Annotated in this window: 12 protein-coding genes; 7 read left to right on the forward strand and 5 right to left on the reverse strand. The window is 68.6% G+C overall.

From position 1 onward, the window contains the following. Nucleotides 1-63: 63 nt before the first annotated feature. Entirely contained in the window at nt 64-891 is an 828-nt protein-coding gene (locus tag DCN14_RS17865; RefSeq protein WP_096505055.1) for a carbon-nitrogen hydrolase family protein, read from the reverse strand. 51 nt (nt 892-942) lie between these two features. Next, nucleotides 943-5,148 carry an AsmA-like C-terminal region-containing protein gene (locus DCN14_RS17870; protein ID WP_096505053.1) on the reverse strand — a complete coding sequence of 1,402 codons (4,206 nt, stop codon included), beginning with the start codon at nt 5,146-5,148 and terminating at the stop codon, nt 943-945. Nucleotides 5,149-5,376: 228 nt separating this feature from the next. Between DCN14_RS17870 and glnE the strand changes: the two genes are divergently transcribed. Further along, nucleotides 5,377-8,181: a bifunctional [glutamate--ammonia ligase]-adenylyl-L-tyrosine phosphorylase/[glutamate--ammonia-ligase] adenylyltransferase gene (glnE, locus tag DCN14_RS17875; RefSeq protein WP_096505051.1), complete on the forward strand. Its 2,805-nt coding sequence runs from the start codon at nt 5,377-5,379 to the stop codon at nt 8,179-8,181. Between the two features lie 126 nt (nt 8,182-8,307). Here the strand turns inward: glnE and recN are convergent, their stop codons facing one another. Next, nucleotides 8,308-9,957, reverse strand: coding sequence for a DNA repair protein RecN (recN, locus tag DCN14_RS17880; protein WP_096505049.1), 1,650 nt, complete (start codon nt 9,955-9,957; stop codon nt 8,308-8,310). Between the two features lie 19 nt (nt 9,958-9,976). Then, nucleotides 9,977-10,879: an NAD kinase gene (locus DCN14_RS17885; RefSeq protein ID WP_096505047.1), complete on the reverse strand. Its 903-nt coding sequence runs from the start codon at nt 10,877-10,879 to the stop codon at nt 9,977-9,979. 130 nt (nt 10,880-11,009) lie between these two features. Here DCN14_RS17885 and hrcA point away from each other — a divergent pair, with 130 nt between their 5' ends. The 3 genes from hrcA to DCN14_RS17900 all read left to right on the forward strand — a co-directional run bounded on the left by hrcA (nt 11,010) and on the right by DCN14_RS17900 (nt 13,712). Beyond that, complete coding sequence (gene hrcA, locus DCN14_RS17890; protein WP_011544637.1) at nt 11,010-12,032, forward strand: heat-inducible transcriptional repressor HrcA; 1,023 nt, start codon at nt 11,010-11,012, stop codon at nt 12,030-12,032. 138 nt (nt 12,033-12,170) lie between these two features. After that, a complete protein-coding gene (gene hemH / locus DCN14_RS17895; RefSeq protein ID WP_096505045.1) occupies nt 12,171-13,235 on the forward strand; it encodes a ferrochelatase in 1,065 nt (354 codons plus the stop codon). A gap of 69 nt (nt 13,236-13,304) precedes the next feature. Next, a complete protein-coding gene (locus DCN14_RS17900) occupies nt 13,305-13,712 on the forward strand; it encodes an RNA-binding S4 domain-containing protein (RefSeq protein ID WP_096505043.1) in 408 nt (135 codons plus the stop codon). Here the strand turns inward: DCN14_RS17900 and DCN14_RS38435 are convergent. Then, nucleotides 13,684-13,845, reverse strand: a complete 162-nt coding sequence (locus DCN14_RS38435; protein WP_172441904.1) for a hypothetical protein — start codon at nt 13,843-13,845, stop codon at nt 13,684-13,686. The genes DCN14_RS17900 and DCN14_RS38435 overlap by 29 nt on opposite strands. 352 nt (nt 13,846-14,197) lie before the next feature. Between DCN14_RS38435 and grpE the strand changes: the two genes are divergently transcribed. The 3 genes from grpE to dnaK all read left to right on the forward strand — a co-directional run bounded on the left by grpE (nt 14,198) and on the right by dnaK (nt 17,267). Next, nucleotides 14,198-14,743, forward strand: a complete 546-nt coding sequence (gene grpE / locus DCN14_RS17910) for a nucleotide exchange factor GrpE (protein WP_096505041.1) — start codon at nt 14,198-14,200, stop codon at nt 14,741-14,743. 10 nt (nt 14,744-14,753) lie between these two features. Then, on the forward strand, nt 14,754-15,167 hold the full coding sequence (locus DCN14_RS17915; protein ID WP_096505039.1) for a thioredoxin family protein: 414 nt from the start codon (nt 14,754-14,756) through the stop codon (nt 15,165-15,167). A 147-nt stretch (nt 15,168-15,314) separates the two neighbouring features. Continuing rightward, the gene (dnaK, locus tag DCN14_RS17920) at nt 15,315-17,267 is read left to right on the forward strand and encodes a molecular chaperone DnaK (RefSeq protein WP_096505037.1); all 1,953 of its coding nucleotides are present in this window, start codon (nt 15,315-15,317) and stop codon (nt 17,265-17,267) included. Nucleotides 17,268-17,348: the final 81 nt, after the last annotated feature.

The raw sequence follows: 17,348 nt of genomic DNA on the forward strand, positions 1-17,348 counted from the left end.
GGTGCGTTCTGGGCAGATGGGTTTGGCCGGGCGTCGTTTCAAGCGCCGCGGCGCTTCGGCGGTTCAGGCCAGCACGCGATGCCGCCACGCGGGCAGGCTCTGGCGCACGTCGGCGATGCGTTGCGGATCGATGACGCCGGTCACGACGCTCGCGCCTTCGTCGCGAACCGCGACGATCTCGCCCCATGGGTCGATCAGCATGCTGTGGCCCCAGGTGCGCCGGCCGTTCTCGTGCTTGCCGCCCTGGGCGGCTGCCAGCACGTAGCATTGATTCTCGACGGCCCGCGCGCGCAGCAGCATTTCCCAGTGCGCGCGGCCCGTCGTATACGTAAACGCCGACGGCACGACGATCAGCGCGCAGTCGCCCATCCTGCGGTACAGCTCCGGAAAGCGCAGATCGTAACAGACCGACAGGCCGACCCGCCCGAACGGCGCGTCGAACGCGACGACCGTGCTGCCCGCGCGGATCGTGCGCGCCTCGTCGAACGATTCGTCGCCTTTCTCGAAGTTGAACAGGTGGATCTTGTCGTAGCGGGCCGCTTCGTGGCCGCTCGGGTCGAACACGAGCGTGGTGTTCAGCACGCGATCGGGCTCCGGCGCCTTCAGCGGCAACGTGCCGCCGATCACCCAGACGCCGTGTTGCTGCGCGGCCTCTGCGAGAAAGCGCTGGATCGGGCCGTCGCGGTAGGGTTCGGCGAGCGCGAGCTTGTCGGTGTCGCGATAGCCCATGAAGCAGAAATACTCGGGCAGCAGCACGAGTTGCGCGCCTTCGCCGGCGGCTTCCGCGATCAGGCGGCGTGCCTCGGCGAGATTGCTCGCGACGTCCGGCGTGCTCACCATCTGCAGCGCGGCGACCCGCAAGGGCGTGGCGGAACGGGTGTGATCGGTCATCGCAGGATCGATTGCGTAATAAATGGGGTGCGGCCCGGCACCATGCGCGGATCAGTGGCTCGCCGCATTGGCCGGCCCGTGGTTCATCTTACCCTGATCGCCCTGCACCCGCTCGATGTGCGGATGCGCCCACGAGCCGGTGATCGAGTAGTCGAGCGCGAACGCGTGCGACAGCGTTTCCGACAGCGCGTAGTTCGCGGCCAACACGCCGACGCCGAGCAGCGGGTTGATGATCGCGGCCGCGATCGCCGCCGTGCCGGCGCCGATCTTCGGCGCGACGTGCGCGTGCAGGTCCTGCGTCTCGGTGCCGAGGTCGACCGCGCCGCGCACCGTCACGTTCGCCGGCGCCGTCGTCATCGAGAAGTCGTCGGTGCGCGCGATCCCGTTCGAGATCCGGCCGGTACCCGTGATCTTGTCGAACGGCAGCCCCTTGCCGACCACGTCGCGGAAATTCAGCGTCAGGAAGCGTGCGAGGCTTTGCAGGCTCAGCACGCCGAGCAGTTTCGCGGCGCCCGGATCGACCTTCAGGATCTGGCCGTGCTCGAGATCGAGCGCGACCTGGCCGCCGAACGACGGGAAGTCGACCGCGGTCGGGCCGCCGCGCCAGCCGACCTTGCCCGTTATCGTGCCGTGGCCGTCCGCCAGCGTGCGCGGCAGGCCGACGCGGTCGAGCAGCGCGCCCGCATTGCCGATGTCGAGCTTGAAGTCGAACACGCTGCGGCGCGGCGCGTCGGTTTCGTCGACGCCGCGGGCGAGCGCGCGGCGCGACGTGCGCCAGTTGCCGGTTGCCGTCAGCTTCGCGGCCGGGTTCGCCAGTTCGAGCTTGTCGAGCTGCCACACCGGCGCGCCGTCCTCGTCGATGTTGCGTGCATTGACGACGAGCCGGCCGATGTCGTGATCGTGCGCGACGACCTGGTCGACGATCAGGTCGACCGACGGCATCGGTCGGTCGGTCGGCGTCGGCAGGTTCATCGCGCGGCCGACGAGGTCGTGCTGCGCGCTTTGCGGAATCACGAGTTTCGCGAGCCGCGCGTTCAGCACGCCCGCGCCGTTGTGGCCGCCGCCCGGCGCCCACGACAGATAGCCCGATACCTGGTTCGACGCGACGTTCGCCTGCCACAGCTCGTCGACGTGCGACGCGCCGACGATCACGTTCTCCCAGTTGCGCTTGAGCAGCTTCAGCGTGCCGAAGTGGAGCGCGAAGCGCTTGGGCGTGAAGCTCGCGAAGTCGACGCGCGGGGTGCCCTGCGGCTGCGGTTGCGGCGTGCGCGCCGCGTCCGGCTGCAGCGTGCGGGCCAGCGCGAGCCACGCGTCGGCATCGAGTTCGTCGACGTCGACGGCCGCGCTCACGCCATCCTGCGGCATGTCGGGCATCCGGTGGATGCCCATCGCGCCGCGCACCGCGCGCAACGGCTCGCCGGGCGTCGCGTCGAGCAGGTAGCTCGCGGACACCGGGCCGAGCGTCAGGTCGGCGTGCTCGAGGCGCTTGCCGTCCGTCCGGGCCGCCGGCTGCAGCGTGAAGTGGAACGGCATCGGCGTGCCGGCCGCCTTCGCGAACGGCGCCGGGAAGTTCAGGGCGACGCCCGTCAGGTCGGAATGCGCGGTGACTTCGGGCAGCCGGCCCGGCGCGCCGCGCACGGCGAGCTGGTACGGCGCGTCGCCGACCACGTGCTCGAGCAGCGCCGCGGCCGGGCCGCGCAGGTTCAGGCCGCGCGCGGCGTCGAGCGCGAGTTTGCCGTCGACGTCCACCGCGTACGGGCCGTGCGACTGGAATTTGCCGCTCGCGCGCACCGGTCCGCCGAGGAAGCGCCCCGACAGGCCGTGCAGCGATGCGCCGGCCTCGGTGAAGCGCACGCTGCCGCGCAGCGCGGACAGCGGCGGCACGCCGTCGGTCGACAGCGTGTTGCCGCCGAACGCGAGCGCGCCTTCGACGTGCGTATGCGGATGCGGCACGTGCTGCGGAATCGTGATCTTCAGCGCGAGCGACGCCGGGCCCTGCGCATCGATCCGCTGGCCGATGTGCCCGCTCATCGTGCCGAGCGAGCTGTTGTCCGCGTAGTCGATCAGGTCGGCGAGCGGGCCTTGCGCATGGCCGTCGATGATGAGCGGCGACTTCGGCGGATTGCCGAGATCGTCGATGCGGCCCATGACCTTCGTCAGCACGACGCGCTTGTAGTGCGCACGCGCGATGTCGAAGTGCAGCTTGTTCTGCGCGAGCTCGAACACGCCGTCGATCCCGTCGAGCGCCGGCCAGACGCTCGGCGTGCCGTTCGCGAGCTTGCGCGGCGGGTAGGGCGTCGGCTCGAAGCGCCCGCCGGTGAACGGCGCGACGATGTGGAACACGCCGGCATCCGGCTCGTGTTCGAACGGGAATTTGTCGAGCGGGCCGCGGGCGACGATCGACGCGCCCTTGGTCACCTGGCCGCCCTGCAACGCATGGCCGAGATAGTCGCGCAGGTGATCGGACATCCCGGTCGGCAGGTAGCGCGGAATGCGCGCCACCGACGCGCGCGCGAAATCCGCGCGCAGGTTGAGCGAGCCGCGCCCGTGGCCGGGGTTCGTGTACGTGCCCGACACGGCGATCTCGGCATCGGGGTTCGAGACGAGCAGGTCGGGCAACGTCACGTCGACGCGCGCGTGCTTGTCGCCCGGCGCCGGCGTGACGACCCATTTCGCGTTGCCGCGCAGCCGGTCGAAGGTCAGGCGCGGTTCGTCGAATTCGCCGGGCACCGTGACGGCCGCATTGACCGTGTCGAAGTGCGCGGTGCCGCCCGTCTCGTTCGCGTCGATGCGGCCCCACAGATTCTCGACGCCCGGCCAGCCGGCGCGCGGGTGGCCGCGCGGCGACAGCCCCGGCGGCGGTTCCTGCGCGGCGACGCTGATGCCCTGCAGGTCGCCGAGAAAGCGGTAGCGCACGATCGGCGCGGCGCCGGTGCGCCGCTCCTCGTCGGCGAGGTCGGCCCGCGCCGGCTTCGCGCGTTCCACCTCGATGTGATAGTTCGACACCATCCCGCGCGGATCGAGCTTGATCAGCTCGTTGCGCAGGCGCGCCGGCAGCGGCAGCCCGCGAATGAACTCGCTGAGGATGCCCAGATCGACGCGATCGCCCACGACGCTCAGCAACTGCCCCTGGTCGACGGCCGGCACGCGATAGCGGGCGGTCAGCGTCGACAGCGCGAGCGAGCGGGCGAGCGGCGTGCCGTCCGGAAGCGGCGGCTGGTCGAGCTCCGCGTTGAAGCGTGTGAGGTGCAGCGTGTAATCGCGCCCGGCGTCGAGCGCCATGTCCCAGCCGAAACCGACCGTCGGCACGTTGAGGCGCGGCTGGGTCGGCCGCACCTGCAGCACGACGTCGGCGCCTTGCAGGTCGCCGCCCGCCGAGCGCAGGTGGCCGTCCTGGAAGGTCGCCCAGATCGCGTTGTCGATGCGGCCCGCATGGGCCGTCAGCGGCAGGTCGAGATAGCGGCCGAGCGTTTGCAGGTCGACGGGGCCCGTCGACAGATACGCGTCGCCCGTCCAGTTCGACGGCTTGCCGATCGGCGCGAGCCGCTTGTGCGTGAAGCGTGCGCGGAAATCGAGCGGGCCGAGCAGCAGCGTGCCGTTCGCGGGCGCCTGCAGCGCGGCTTTGTGGATGCGGCCGTCGTTGAGCACCGCGAGCCGGATGCCCGACAGCGCGAGTACGGGCGCATCGTGCTGCGCGTCGCGCCAGCGCAGCGTGCCGTTGCGCAGCACGATCGCTTCCTGTTTCAGCAGCCAGGTGCCGAAGGTGTCGCTGCCGCCGTGGGTGGTTGCGACGCCGACACCCGCGACGCTCAGCGAGCCGTCGGCCGCGCGCGCGATCACCAGATCGGGGTGGTCGACGATCAGGCTCGACAGCGCGGGCGACAGCCGCAGCAGCGACATCCACGACAGCGCGGCGGTCGCATGCGGAACCGACAGCGCGATCCGGCCGTCACGGCCACGGATGGTGAGGTTGGCGACTTCGACGCCCGGCTGCATGCCGGACCAGTGCGGAGACAGTTTGCCGATCGAAAGCTGCGCGTGGAGCTTGTCGGACACCGCGCGCTCGATGCGCGGGCGGAATTCGTCGATGCGCGGCAGCAGCACGTAGCGCAGCCCGAGGAACGCGCCCGACGCGACGAAGTAAGCGCCGACCCCGACCGCCAGCGTCACCCTGAACACGCGACGCAGGACCGGATGATCGTGCTTCGGAGGTCCCGCTTCGGGCGCAGCTACGGCGGATTCCTGACGGTCGGACATGCGGCGGACGGGCGGCGATATGGTAGTTTTGCAGACTGACGTTGAAATGTATCACACGGGTTCGTGCCGGCGGCCGTTGCGGCAGCTCGGCACGGGCTTTCCGGCGCGCGGTTTCGCGGCGGCGCACGTGCGTCGCGCGACACCGCGCCGAGTCCATGGGGCCTGTCGGCAGCGGGGCGCGCACGCGTTTCCCGGCGCGGCGGGCCTTACCGCCAGGCCCACTTCTCGATGACCGACGCTTCCGCCCTGATCAGCCCGTCCTACTCCCGCTATATCGCCCGTGCGGCTGCCGCGCGTCCCGCGCTGTCCGACCAGATCGCCGCATGGGCCGCCGCGCCGCTCGGCCGTCCGCAGATCGACGCGCGCCTGACCGAGCTGCTCGTGCCGCCGGCCGGCTCGGCCGCGCCGAGCGACGAGCAACTGAAGCGCGCGCTGCGGCAGTTGCGCGCCGAGGTGTTCGGCGCGGTCGCGGAGCGCGACCTGCGCGGCGTCGCGGACGTCGCCGAGGTGACGTCCGCGATGACCGATCTCGCCGAAGCGGCCGTGCAGCGCTCGCTCGCGCTGCTGTCGGCCGAACTCGAGGCGATGTACGGCGAGCCGCGCGGCGCCGACGGCCAGCGCGTGGTGCTCGGCGTGGTCGGGATGGGCAAGCTCGGCGGGCGCGAGCTGAACGTGTCGTCGGACATCGACCTGATCTTCGTCTACGAGGACGACGGCGAGACGACCGGCGGCACGCGCGCGCCGCTGTCCACGCAGGAATACTTCACGCGGCTCGGCCGGCGCCTGATCGGCGTACTGTCCGAGGTCACGGCCGACGGCTACGTGTTTCGCGTCGACATGCGGCTGCGCCCCAACGGCGATTCGGGGCCGCTCGTCTGCAGCCTCGGGATGCTCGAGGAATATTTCTACGTGCAGGGGCGCGAATGGGAGCGCTACGCGTGGATCAAGGGGCGGCTCGTGTCGGAAGGCGACAGCGACGCCGCGCAGCGGCTCGAGTCGCAGCTCGAGGCGATCGTCAAGCCGTTCGTGTACCGCCGCTACCTCGATTTCGGCGTGATCGGCGCGATCCGTTCGCTGCATCAGCAGATTCGCCAGGAAGCCGCGCGCCGCGCGTCGATGCGGCCCGACAAGGCCGACGACATCAAGCTCGGGCGCGGCGGGATCCGCGAGATCGAATTCAGCGCGCAGGTGTTCCAGTTGATCCGCGGCGGTCAGGACGCGGAGTTCCGCGTGCGGCCGACGCTCGCGGTGCTGCGCCATGCGCAGGCGCGCGGGCTGATCGGCGAGGACGTGCGCGAGCGCCTGACCGATGCGTACAACTTCCTGCGCACGCTCGAGCACCGGCTGCAGTACCGCGACGACGCGCAGACGCATGCGATGCCGGTCGACCCGGACGAGCGCGCGGCGCTGGCCGCGTCGCTCGGCTTTGCCGACTACGCGGCGCTGATGACGGTGCTGGATGGCCATCGCACGTTCGTCGAAGCGCAGTTCGACCAGATATTCGCCGACAAGGTGAACGGCGGCGGCCCCTGTGCGGCGGGCGAAGATACGGCGGCCGCGTGGATCTGGAGCAGCGCGCTCGCCGACGACGGCGAGGACGACACGCTGCTCGCCCGCCTCGGCGGGCTGGGCTTCGCCGATCCGGCCACGGTGCTCGCGCGGCTGCGTGCGATCTGGCAGTCGTCACGCTACTCGGGCCTGCCGGAAAAGAGCCGGCAGCGCTTCGACAGCGTCGCGCAGCGCGCGCTCGAAGCCGCGCCACGGATCGACGCCGCGCGCCGTGACGACACCGTCGTCCGGTTGTTCGACCTGCTCGAGACGGTCAGCCGGCGCGGCGTCTATCTGGCGCTGCTGACCGAATATCCGGCCGCGCTCGACCGCGTGCTGTCCGTGCTCGGCGCGACGCGCTGGGGCGGCGGCTACCTGATCCGCCACCCGCAACTGCTCGATGAGCTGCTCGACGACGAAGCGATCGCGAGCCCGTTCGACTGGCCCGCGTTCAAGGATGCGTTGCGTGCGCGCCTCGCGGCGGCCGACGGCCCCGAGCAGCAGATGGACCTGCTGCGGCACGCGCAGCACGCGGAGGTGTTCCGCATCCTGCTGATCGACCTGGCCGGGCAGTTGTCGGTCGAGCATGTCAGCGACCGCCTGTCCGAGCTGGCCGATGCGGTGCTCGACGTGACGATCGAAGTGGTCTGGTCGCAGCTGGCGAAGCGCCATCGCGACGTGCCGAAGTTCGCGGTGATCGCGTACGGCAAGCTCGGCGGCAAGGAGCTTGGCTATGCCTCGGATCTCGACCTGATCTTCCTGTACGACGATCCCGACGAGCGCTCGGCGGACGTCTACACGACGTTCACGCGCCGGCTGATCACGTGGCTCACGACGGCGACCGGCGCGGGCGCGCTGTTCGACATCGACCTGCGGCTGCGGCCGAACGGCGAGGCCGGGCTGCTCGTCACCGATCTCGACGCGTTCCGCCGCTACCAGTTGCGCGAGGGCGATGCGGCGAACACCGCGTGGGTGTGGGAGCACCAGGCGCTGACGCGCGCGCGCTACAGCGCGGGCGACGCGCAGATCGGCACGGACTTCGAGGCGATCCGCCACCAGGTGCTGACGACGCCGCGCGACGGGAGCGTGCTCGCAAAGGAAATCGTCGACATGCGCGGCAAGGTGTTTGCCGGTCATCCGAACCAGACCGAGTTGTTCGATTTGAAGCACGATCGCGGCGGGATGGTCGACATCGAGTTCATCGTCCAGTACTGGGTGCTGCTGCATGCATCGAGCGATGCCGAGCTGATCCGCAACACCGGCAACATCGCGCTGTTGCGCGAGGTCGCGCGCTTCGGGCTGATGGGCGAGGACGAGGCCGAGCGCGTCGGCGCGGCGTACCGCAAGTACCGGAAGCTGCAGCACAAGCTGCGGCTCGACGGGATGGAGAAGGCGCGGGTCGATCCGGCCGTGGTGGCCGACGAGCGGGCGGCCGTGACGGCGCTGTGGGCGCGCGTGTTCGGGGCGGTTGAAACGAACGTTTGAGTCAGGTGTTTGAGGCGGTCGTTCGAATCAACGGGGCGGGCAGGGCGGACGCGATCGCGTGCCGCTTCCCGCAAAAAGACCGGCACATGCGCCGGTCTTTTTGCATTCGGCCGATGGGTGCCGGTGTCAGGCCGCCAGCATTTCCTTCGCGTGCTTGCGCGTCGTCGCGGTGATCTCGAGGCCGCCGAGCATCCGCGCGACTTCCTCGACGCGGCTTGCCTTGTCGAGCGGGTTGACCGACGACACGGTGCCGCCGCGGTCGTCGGCGCCCTTCGCGACCTGGAAGTGATGGTCGCCGCGCGCGGCGACCTGCGGCAGGTGCGTCACGCACAGCACCTGGCGGTCGCGCCCGAGCTGGTGCAGCAGGCGCCCGACCACTTCGGCGACGCCGCCGCCGATCCCCGTGTCGACTTCGTCGAAAATCAGCGTCGGCGTCGGGCTGGCCGCGCTGGCGATCACCGCGAGCGCGAGGCTGATCCGTGCGAGTTCGCCGCCGGACGCGACTTTCGCGAGCGGCCGCAGCGGCACGCCGGGGTGCCCGGCGACGCGGAATTCGACCTGCTCGAGCCCGTGCGGGCCGCCGTCGGCGAGCGGGACGAGCGCGACTTCGAAGCTGCCGCCCGCCATCGACAGTTCCTGCATGCCGGCCGTGACGGCCGTGCCGAGCGCCTTGGCTGCGTGCGTGCGCGCCTTCGACAGGCGGTTCGCGTCGTCGAGATAGGTTTCCCGGGCCTTTGCCTGCGCGGCTTCGAGCGCGCCGAGGTCGGCGGCTGCGTCGAGCGCGGCGAGCTGTGCGCGGCGGGCCGCGTGTTCCTCGTGCAGCGTGTCGGGCGGCAGCCGGAACTTGCGGGCGGTCGAGTGCAGCGCATCGAGGCGCGTTTCGACCTGCGCGAGCCGGGCCGGGTCGAGATCGAGACGCTGCGCGTAGTGCGACAGCGAATAGACGGCTTCCTGCAACTGGATCTCGGCCGGTTCGAGCGACGCGAGGGCATCGCCGAGCCCCGTGTCGTAGTCGGCGAGGCTGCGCAGCTTCGACACGATCGCGCCGAGCTGCGGCAGCATCGCGTCGTCGGCCTCGGACAGCGCATTGAGCGCGCCCTGCACGCCGGCGATCAGGTTTGCCGAATGCGACAGCCGTTTGTGCTCGCTGCCGACTTCGTCCCATTCGCCCGGCTGCGGCGCGAGCTTGTCGAGTTCGGCGAGCTGCCACGCGAGCTTTTCGCGCTCGAGCTGCAGTTCGCGCTCGTGCGCCTTCGCGGCGTCGATCGCCTGCGTCGCGTCGCGCCATACGCGCCACGCGCGGGCGACGTTCGCGGCATCGGCGACGAGCCCCGCGTGCGTGTCGAACAGTTCGCGCTGCGCGTCGGGGCGCATCAGCAACTGGTGCGCATGCTGGCCGTGGATGTCGACCAGCATCTCGCCGAGTTCGCGCAACTGCGCGAGCGTCGCGCTGGTGCCGTTGATGAACGCGCGCGAGCGGCCGTTCGCGTCGATCACGCGGCGCAGCATCACGGTGTCGTCGGCGTCGAATGCATGTTCGTCGAGCCAGCGCGCGACACGGTCGTGCGGCGTGAATTCGGCGGTGATGTCGGCGCGGCCGCAGCCGGCGCGCACGACGCTCGCGTCGGCGCGTTCGCCGAGTGCGAGCGCAAGGGCGTCGATCAGGATCGATTTGCCGGCGCCGGTTTCGCCGGAAAAGACGGTAAAGCCGCTGTCGAATTCGAGATCGAGCGCGGCGACGATGACGAAGTCGCGAATCGAGAGGTGGCGGAGCATGGTGTCGGGCGTGGGTGCGTCAGGACGCCTTGTCGTCTTCGTTCGATGCGTGTTCGTTCCAGTGCAGCTTCTTGCGCAGCGTCGCGTAGTAGCTGTAGCCGATCGGGTGCAGGAACGGCACCGTGTGCTTCGAGCGGCGCACTTCGATCGTGTCGTTCAGTTCGAGCGCGGTAAACGACTGCATGTCGAAGTTCACGTTGACGTCGCGGCCGCCGACGATCTGGATCGCGATCTTCGAATCGTCGGGCAGCACGATCGGCCGGTTCGACAGCGCGTGCGGCGCGATCGGCACGAGCACGATGCCCTGGAGTTGCGGATGCAGGATCGGGCCGGCCGACGACAGCGCGTAGGCGGTCGAGCCGGTCGGCGTCGCGACGATCAGGCCGTCCGAGCGCTGGTTGTACATGTACCGGCCGTCGACCGACGCGCGCAGCTCGACCATCCCGGAGAAGCCGCTGCGGTTCACGACGACGTCGTTGAACGCGATCGCATGGTAGATCGGTTCGCCGTCGCGCATGATCCGCGCTTCGAGCAGCGAGCGTTCCTCGCGCTCGAACTTGCCCGACAGGATCACCGGAACGAGCGCCTGCATGTCGGCAGCCGCGATGTCCGTGATGAAGCCGAGCCGCCCGTGGTTGATCCCGATCAACGGCGTCTTGTACGGCGCGAGCTGGCGGCCGATGCCGAGCATCGTGCCGTCGCCGCCCAGCACGACCGCCACGTCGGCGCGCGCCCCGATTTCGGCCGGGGTGAGCGCCGGATAGCCGGTGATGCCGATTTCGCGCGCGGTTTCGCCTTCGAAGACGACCTCGAAGCCCAGCTTCGCGATGCAGCCAGCCAGCGTGGCGAGCGGCTCGGCGATGCCGGGCGTGTTGCTGCGGCCGACGAGCGCGACAGTGTTGAACTGATTACCGGTTTTCATGCCGGCATTACACCATAGCTCGTTGACGAAAAGAACCGGCTGTGCGCCGGCGGGGCCGGATCGGCCAGCCCGCCCGACGCAGGCCGCGGCCACTCGCCGTGGTCGCGCGGTTGCGCTAAAATTTTCCACCATGCTAGATCCTCGCGCACGAACCCTCCTGAAAACCCTGATCGAACGGTATATCGCCGACGGTCAGCCGGTCGGCTCGCGTACGTTGTCCCGTTACTCCGGGCTCGAGCTGAGCCCGGCAACGATCCGCAACGTGATGTCCGACCTGGAGGAGCTCGGCCTCGTGTCGAGCCCGCACACGTCGGCCGGCCGCGTGCCGACGCCACGCGGCTACCGGCTGTTCGTCGACACGATGCTGACGGTCGAGGCGCCGATCGACGCCGAGGCCGTGGCGCGCCAGGTGCAGAACACGCTGCAGGCCGGCGAGCCGCAGCAGCGGGTGGTGGCGGCCGCGGCGAGCGTGCTGTCGAACCTGTCGCAGTTCGCGGGTGTCGTGCTGACACCGCGCCGCAGCCACGTGTTCAAGCAGATCGAGTTCATGCGCCTGTCGGACAAGCGCATCCTGCTGATCATCGTCACCCCCGAGGGCGACGTGCAGAACCGGATGCTCGCGACGCCGCGCGATTATTCGCCGTCGCAGCTCACCGAGGCGTCGAATTACATCAACGCGCACTTTGCCGGCCTGTCGTTCGACGAGGTGCGCCGCCGCCTGCGCGACGAGATCGACCAGTTGCGCGGCGACATGACCACGCTGATGCATGCGGCCGTGACGGCCAGCACCGAGGTGCCCGACACCGAGGACACCGTGCTCATTTCCGGCGAGCGCAACCTGCTCGAAGTGGCGGACCTGTCGTCCGACATGGCGCGGCTGCGCAAGCTGTTCGACGTTTTCGACCAAAAGACGGGCCTCCTGCAACTGCTCGACGTGTCGAGCCACGCCCAGGGCGTGCAGATTTTCATCGGCGGCGAATCGACGCTCGTGCCGATCGAGGAAATGAGCGTCGTCACCGCGCCTTACGAGGTGAACGGCCAGATCGTCGGCACGCTCGGCGTGATCGGGCCGACCCGCATGGCGTACAACCGCGTGATCCCGATCGTCGACATCACCGCGCGCCTGCTGTCGCTCACGCTGAGCCAGCAGTAACCGGCGCCGATACCGTTCCGCAATCGTGCCGCGGCGCCGTGCGCGCCGCCAGTCGGCCGAACGGCCAGCCGACCGGAGCGAGGCGGCCCGCTATAATTGAGGGCCGTTCGACTGCGTGCCCCGAGCACGTTCCTGCCCATGCGTTTCGATCTTGAGCCGCCTTCGAGTACCGCGGCCGCCCATCGCATCGGCGTGCTGCTGATCAACCTCGGCACGCCCGACGCCCCGACGCCGCGCGCGGTGCGGCGCTATCTGGCCGAATTCCTGTCGGATCCGCGTGTCGTCGAAATCCCGCAGGCCGTCTGGCAGGTGCTGCTGCGCACGCTGATCCTGCCGCTGCGCGGGCGCGCGTCCGCGAAGAAATACGCGGCCGTCTGGATGCCCGAAGGCTCGCCGCTGCGCGTGTACACCGAGCGCCAGGCCGAAGGCGTGCGGCACCTGCTCGCATCGAACGGCTATCAGGTGAAGCTCGACTACGCGATGCGCTACGGCAGCCCGAACATTGCGCACGCGCTCGCGCAGTTCAAGCGGGCGGGCGTCGAGCGCGTGCTGCTGATGCCGATGTATCCGCAATACTCCGCGTCCACCACCGCGACGGCGTTCGATGCCGCGTTCGCGGCGCTCGCGCGGATGCGCAACCAGCCGGAAGTGCGCACGGTGCGGCATTACGCCGACCATCCGGCCTATATCCACGCGCTGGCCGAGCAGGTGCGCCAGTATTGGGCGCAGCACGGCCGGCCCGATTTCGCGGCCGGCGACAAGCTCGTGCTGAGCTTTCACGGCGTGCCGAAGCGCACGCTCGACCTCGGCGATCCCTATCACGACCAGTGCCAGCAGACGGGCGCGCTGCTGATGGCCGCGCTCGGACTGTCGACGCTCGAATGCCGCGTAACCTTCCAGTCGCGCTTCGGCAAGGCCGAATGGCTGCAGCCGTACACGGCGCCGACGCTGCGCGAGCTTGGCGAGGCCGGCGTGCGGCGGGTCGATGTGTTCTGTCCCGGTTTCACGGCCGATTGCCTGGAGACGATCGAGGAGATCGGAATGGAAGTGCGCGACGAGTTCATCGCGGGCGGCGGCCAGGCGTTTCACCGGATTCCGTGCCTGAACGGCGCGCCCGCGTGGATCGGCGCGATCGGCGAGATCGTCGCCGAGAATCTGCGGGGCTGGCCCGTGAAGGCGGCGCAACCCGAGGCGGTGAACTGAAATGACGGCTCGGCCGCGGCTCGCACGGCGTTCGCTACGCCGCGAGTGGGCGGCCCGGCGGAGGCTGACATGAATTACAGGATTTCGACGGAACCCGGCGCGAAGCTGCGCATCGACAAATGGCTATGGTCGGCCCGCTTCTTCAAGACCCGTTCGCTCGCGTCCGACGCGGTCGACAAGGGGCACGTGAAGATCGGCGGGGCGTCGGTGAAGCCGGCGAAGGAAGTGCGTGTGGGCGACGAGGTCGAGATTGCGATCGACGGTATCGTCTGGCACATTGCCGTGCTCGGCATCTGCGACGTGCGCGGGCCTGCCAGCGTCGCGCAGACGCTTTACGAGGAAACGGAAGCGGGGCGCACGGCGCGGCTCGCCGAACTCGAGCGGCGCCGCACGTATCGGGAGCCGGCGGCGGAGCTGCACGGCCGCCCGACCAAGCGCGACCGGCGCATCATCGACAGATTTTCTGGTGAGCGCTGAACATGTGATCGAACGTCGCCAGCGCGCTTCCGTACTCGGTTGTGCGGTCGGTGACGGCTCCGGACAGGCAGATGGTGGTGGTGCCGGCAATCAGTACCAGCGCGACCACCGATATGGCAAAGGTCAGTTTCACGGTACTCGCCTCGAGAAGACAATGACTGCGGCGCCAGGTGGGTGTCAGGCGGCGGTCAGCTAGGGTAAACGCGCTTTTTCCGACGCGTGAGTGCAGTGTAGTGCAGCCCCCTGTGCCCAGCTAGTACTTGCCGGGTAAGGGTTGTTACAGGCCGTTTCGTCCGATTTGGCGGCAAATGCGTGCAATCTGGCGACTTGTCGCGCGGTTGTTTCGCGGCGGTGGCGAATGCCGGCGAATAACCTTCTTGAAATCGCAGTTTTCGCCCCTATCTGCATCTGCAATGTGCGGTGCCGCCGGCATACGATCCGGCGGTTGCCGATTTGGCTTCAACCTCTAATCGACTTTCAGCGACATGGAAAACACGCAAGAGAACCCGGCTACCCCATCGGCCGAAGACATCGGCAGCGAGAAGCAGGCGGCGCAAGGCGCCGCACCCGCCGCCGAAGCCGCCGACGCGGCGCTCGCGGAGGCTCAAGCCAAGGTCGCCGAGCTGCAGGAGAGCTTCCTCCGGGCGAAGGCCGAGACCGAGAACGTCCGCCGCCGCGCGCAGGACGACGTCTCGAAGGCACACAAGTTTGCGATCGAGAGCTTCGCCGAGCACCTGCTGCCCGTGCTGGACAGCCTCGAAGCAGCGGTCAGCGACACGTCCGGCGACATCGCGAAGGTGCGCGAAGGCGTCGAATTGACGCTGCGCCAGCTGACGAGCGCGCTCGAGAAGGGCCGTGTCGTCGCGATCAACCCGGTTGGTGAGAAGTTCGATCCGCACCAGCACCAGGCCATTTCGATGGTGCCGGCCGAGCAGGAGCCGAACACCGTCGTCACCGTGCTGCAAAAGGGCTACACGATCGCCGACCGCGTGCTGCGCCCGGCGCTCGTCACGGTCGCCCAGCCGAAGTAAGGCTGCCGCGATGGTTCCCGCCGGCGTCGACCCGGCCGCGTTCGACGCGTTCGGCATGCAGGCGCTGGCGCCCGACACGTTCGATGCCGGCATCGCCGGCGACGCGCTCGCCGTGGTGTTCTTCTGGGGCGTCGACTGCTTCAACTGCGAGATCGCGAAGAAGGCGATGCTCGCGCAGTCCGATGCGATCCGTGCACTGAACCTGAAGTGGTTCCATTGCAACGTGTACGAACACCCTGAGCTGGGGCGCCGCTTCGGCCTGCACGGTGTGCCGACGTGGTTCTTCTTCCACCGCGGCAAGCGGCTCGGGCGCGCGACCGGCTGGCATGGCCTCGCGCAGTTCCAGGCGGCGGTGTCGGCGGCGCGCGCGAAGGTCGCCGCGGCGGCCGGCGAGCCGCGCGATCCGGCTGCCGGCGGCGATTGAAAAAATTTAATACCCGCATCGCTTGCCGGGTCTTGAAAACGGATCGGCCGGACGCATTTCGGGAACAGAGTTGAATTCTGGCGCGCGAAACTGCCCAAAAAAGTGGCGTTTCGCGCAGCAAACAAGCATTTCTGGAGATTAGGAAAAATGGGAAAGATCATCGGTATTGACCTCGGCACCACGAACTCGTGCGTCGCCATCATGGAAGGCAACCAGGTCAAGGTCATCGAGAACTCGGAAGGCACGCGCACGACGCCGTCGATCATCGCCTACATGGACGACAACGAAGTGCTCGTCGGCGCGCCGGCCAAGCGCCAGTCGGTGACGAACCCGAAGAACACGCTGTTCGCGGTGAAGCGCCTGATCGGCCGCCGCTTCGAAGAGAAGGAAGTCCAGAAGGACATCGGCCTGATGCCGTACGCGATCGTCAAGGCCGAGAACGGCGACGCATGGGTCGAAGCGCACGGCGAGAAGCTCGCGCCGCCGCAGGTGTCGGCTGAAGTGCTGCGCAAGATGAAGAAGACGGCCGAAGATTACCTCGGCGAGCCGGTCACGGAAGCCGTGATTACGGTGCCGGCGTACTTCAACGACAGCCAGCGTCAGGCGACCAAGGACGCCGGCCGCATCGCGGGCCTCGAAGTCAAGCGGATCATCAACGAGCCGACCGCAGCCGCGCTCGCGTTCGGTCTCGACAAGGTCGAGAAGGGCGACCGCAAGATCGCCGTGTATGACCTCGGCGGCGGCACGTTCGACGTGTCGATCATCGAGATCGCGGACGTCGACGGCGAAATGCAGTTCGAAGTGCTGTCGACCAACGGCGACACGTTCCTCGGCGGCGAGGACTTCGACCAGCGCATCATCGATTACATCATCGGCGAGTTCAAGAAGGAGCAGGGCGTCGACCTGTCGAAGGACGTGCTCGCGCTGCAGCGCCTGAAGGAAGCGGCCGAAAAGGCGAAGATCGAGCTGTCGTCGAGCCAGCAGACTGAAATCAACCTGCCGTACATCACGGCGGATGCGTCGGGTCCGAAGCACTTGAACCTGAAGATCACCCGCGCGAAGCTGGAAGCGCTGGTCGAAGATCTCGTCGAGCGCACGATCGAACCGTGCCGCATCGCGATCAAGGACGCCGGCGTCAAGGTGTCGGACATCGACGACGTGATCCTGGTCGGCGGCCAGACCCGCATGCCGAAGGTCCTGGAGAAGGTGAAGGAGTTCTTCGGCAAGGATCCGCGCCGTGATGTGAACCCGGACGAAGCCGTCGCAGTCGGCGCGGCGATCCAGGGCCAGGTGCTGTCGGGCGACCGCAAGGACGTGCTGCTGCTCGACGTGACCCCGCTGTCGCTCGGCATCGAGACGCTCGGCGGCGTGATGACGAAGATGATCAACAAGAACACGACGATCCCGACGAAGCACGCACAGGTGTATTCGACGGCGGACGACAACCAGTCGGCCGTGACGATCAAGGTGTTCCAGGGCGAACGCGAGATGGCGGCAGGCAACAAGCTGCTCGGCGAGTTCAACCTCGAAGGCATCCCGCCGTCGCCGCGCGGCGTGCCGCAGATCGAAGTGACCTTCGACATCGACGCGAACGGCATCCTGCACGTCGGCGCGAAGGACAAGGCGACCGGCAAGGAAAACAAGATCACGATCAAGGCGAACTCGGGCCTGTCCGACGCTGAAATCGATCAGATGATCAAGGACGCGGAAGCGAACGCAGCGGAAGACCACAAGCTGCGCGAGCTGGCTGATTCGCGCAACCAGGGCGACGCGCTGGTCCACAGCACGAAGAAGGCGCTCACCGAGTACGGTGACAAGCTGGACGCGGGCGAGAAGGAAAAGATCGAAGCGGCGCTGAAGTCGCTCGAGGACGTCCTGAAGGACACGTCGGCCGACAAGGCGGCGATCGACGCGAAGGTCGAGGAACTCGGTCAGGCTTCGCAGAAGCTCGGCGAAAAGATGTACGCCGACATGCAGGCCCAGCAGGCAGGTGCGGCCGGCGCGGCGGGTGCAGCGGAAGGCGCGGCCCAAGCGGGCGGTGCGCAGCAGGCTGCCGACGACGTCGTCGACGCCGAGTTCAAGGAAGTGAAGAAGGACTAAGCCGGGTTGCCATGGCACCGCACGCCGCGCGCGAGACGCGCGCGGCGCGGCTGAACAGCGGTCTGTCTTTCCTTCCGGATG

Origin of the sequence: Burkholderia sp. IDO3, assembly GCF_003366075.1 — a bacterium.
Lineage (GTDB): Bacteria > Pseudomonadota > Gammaproteobacteria > Burkholderiales > Burkholderiaceae > Burkholderia > Burkholderia anthina.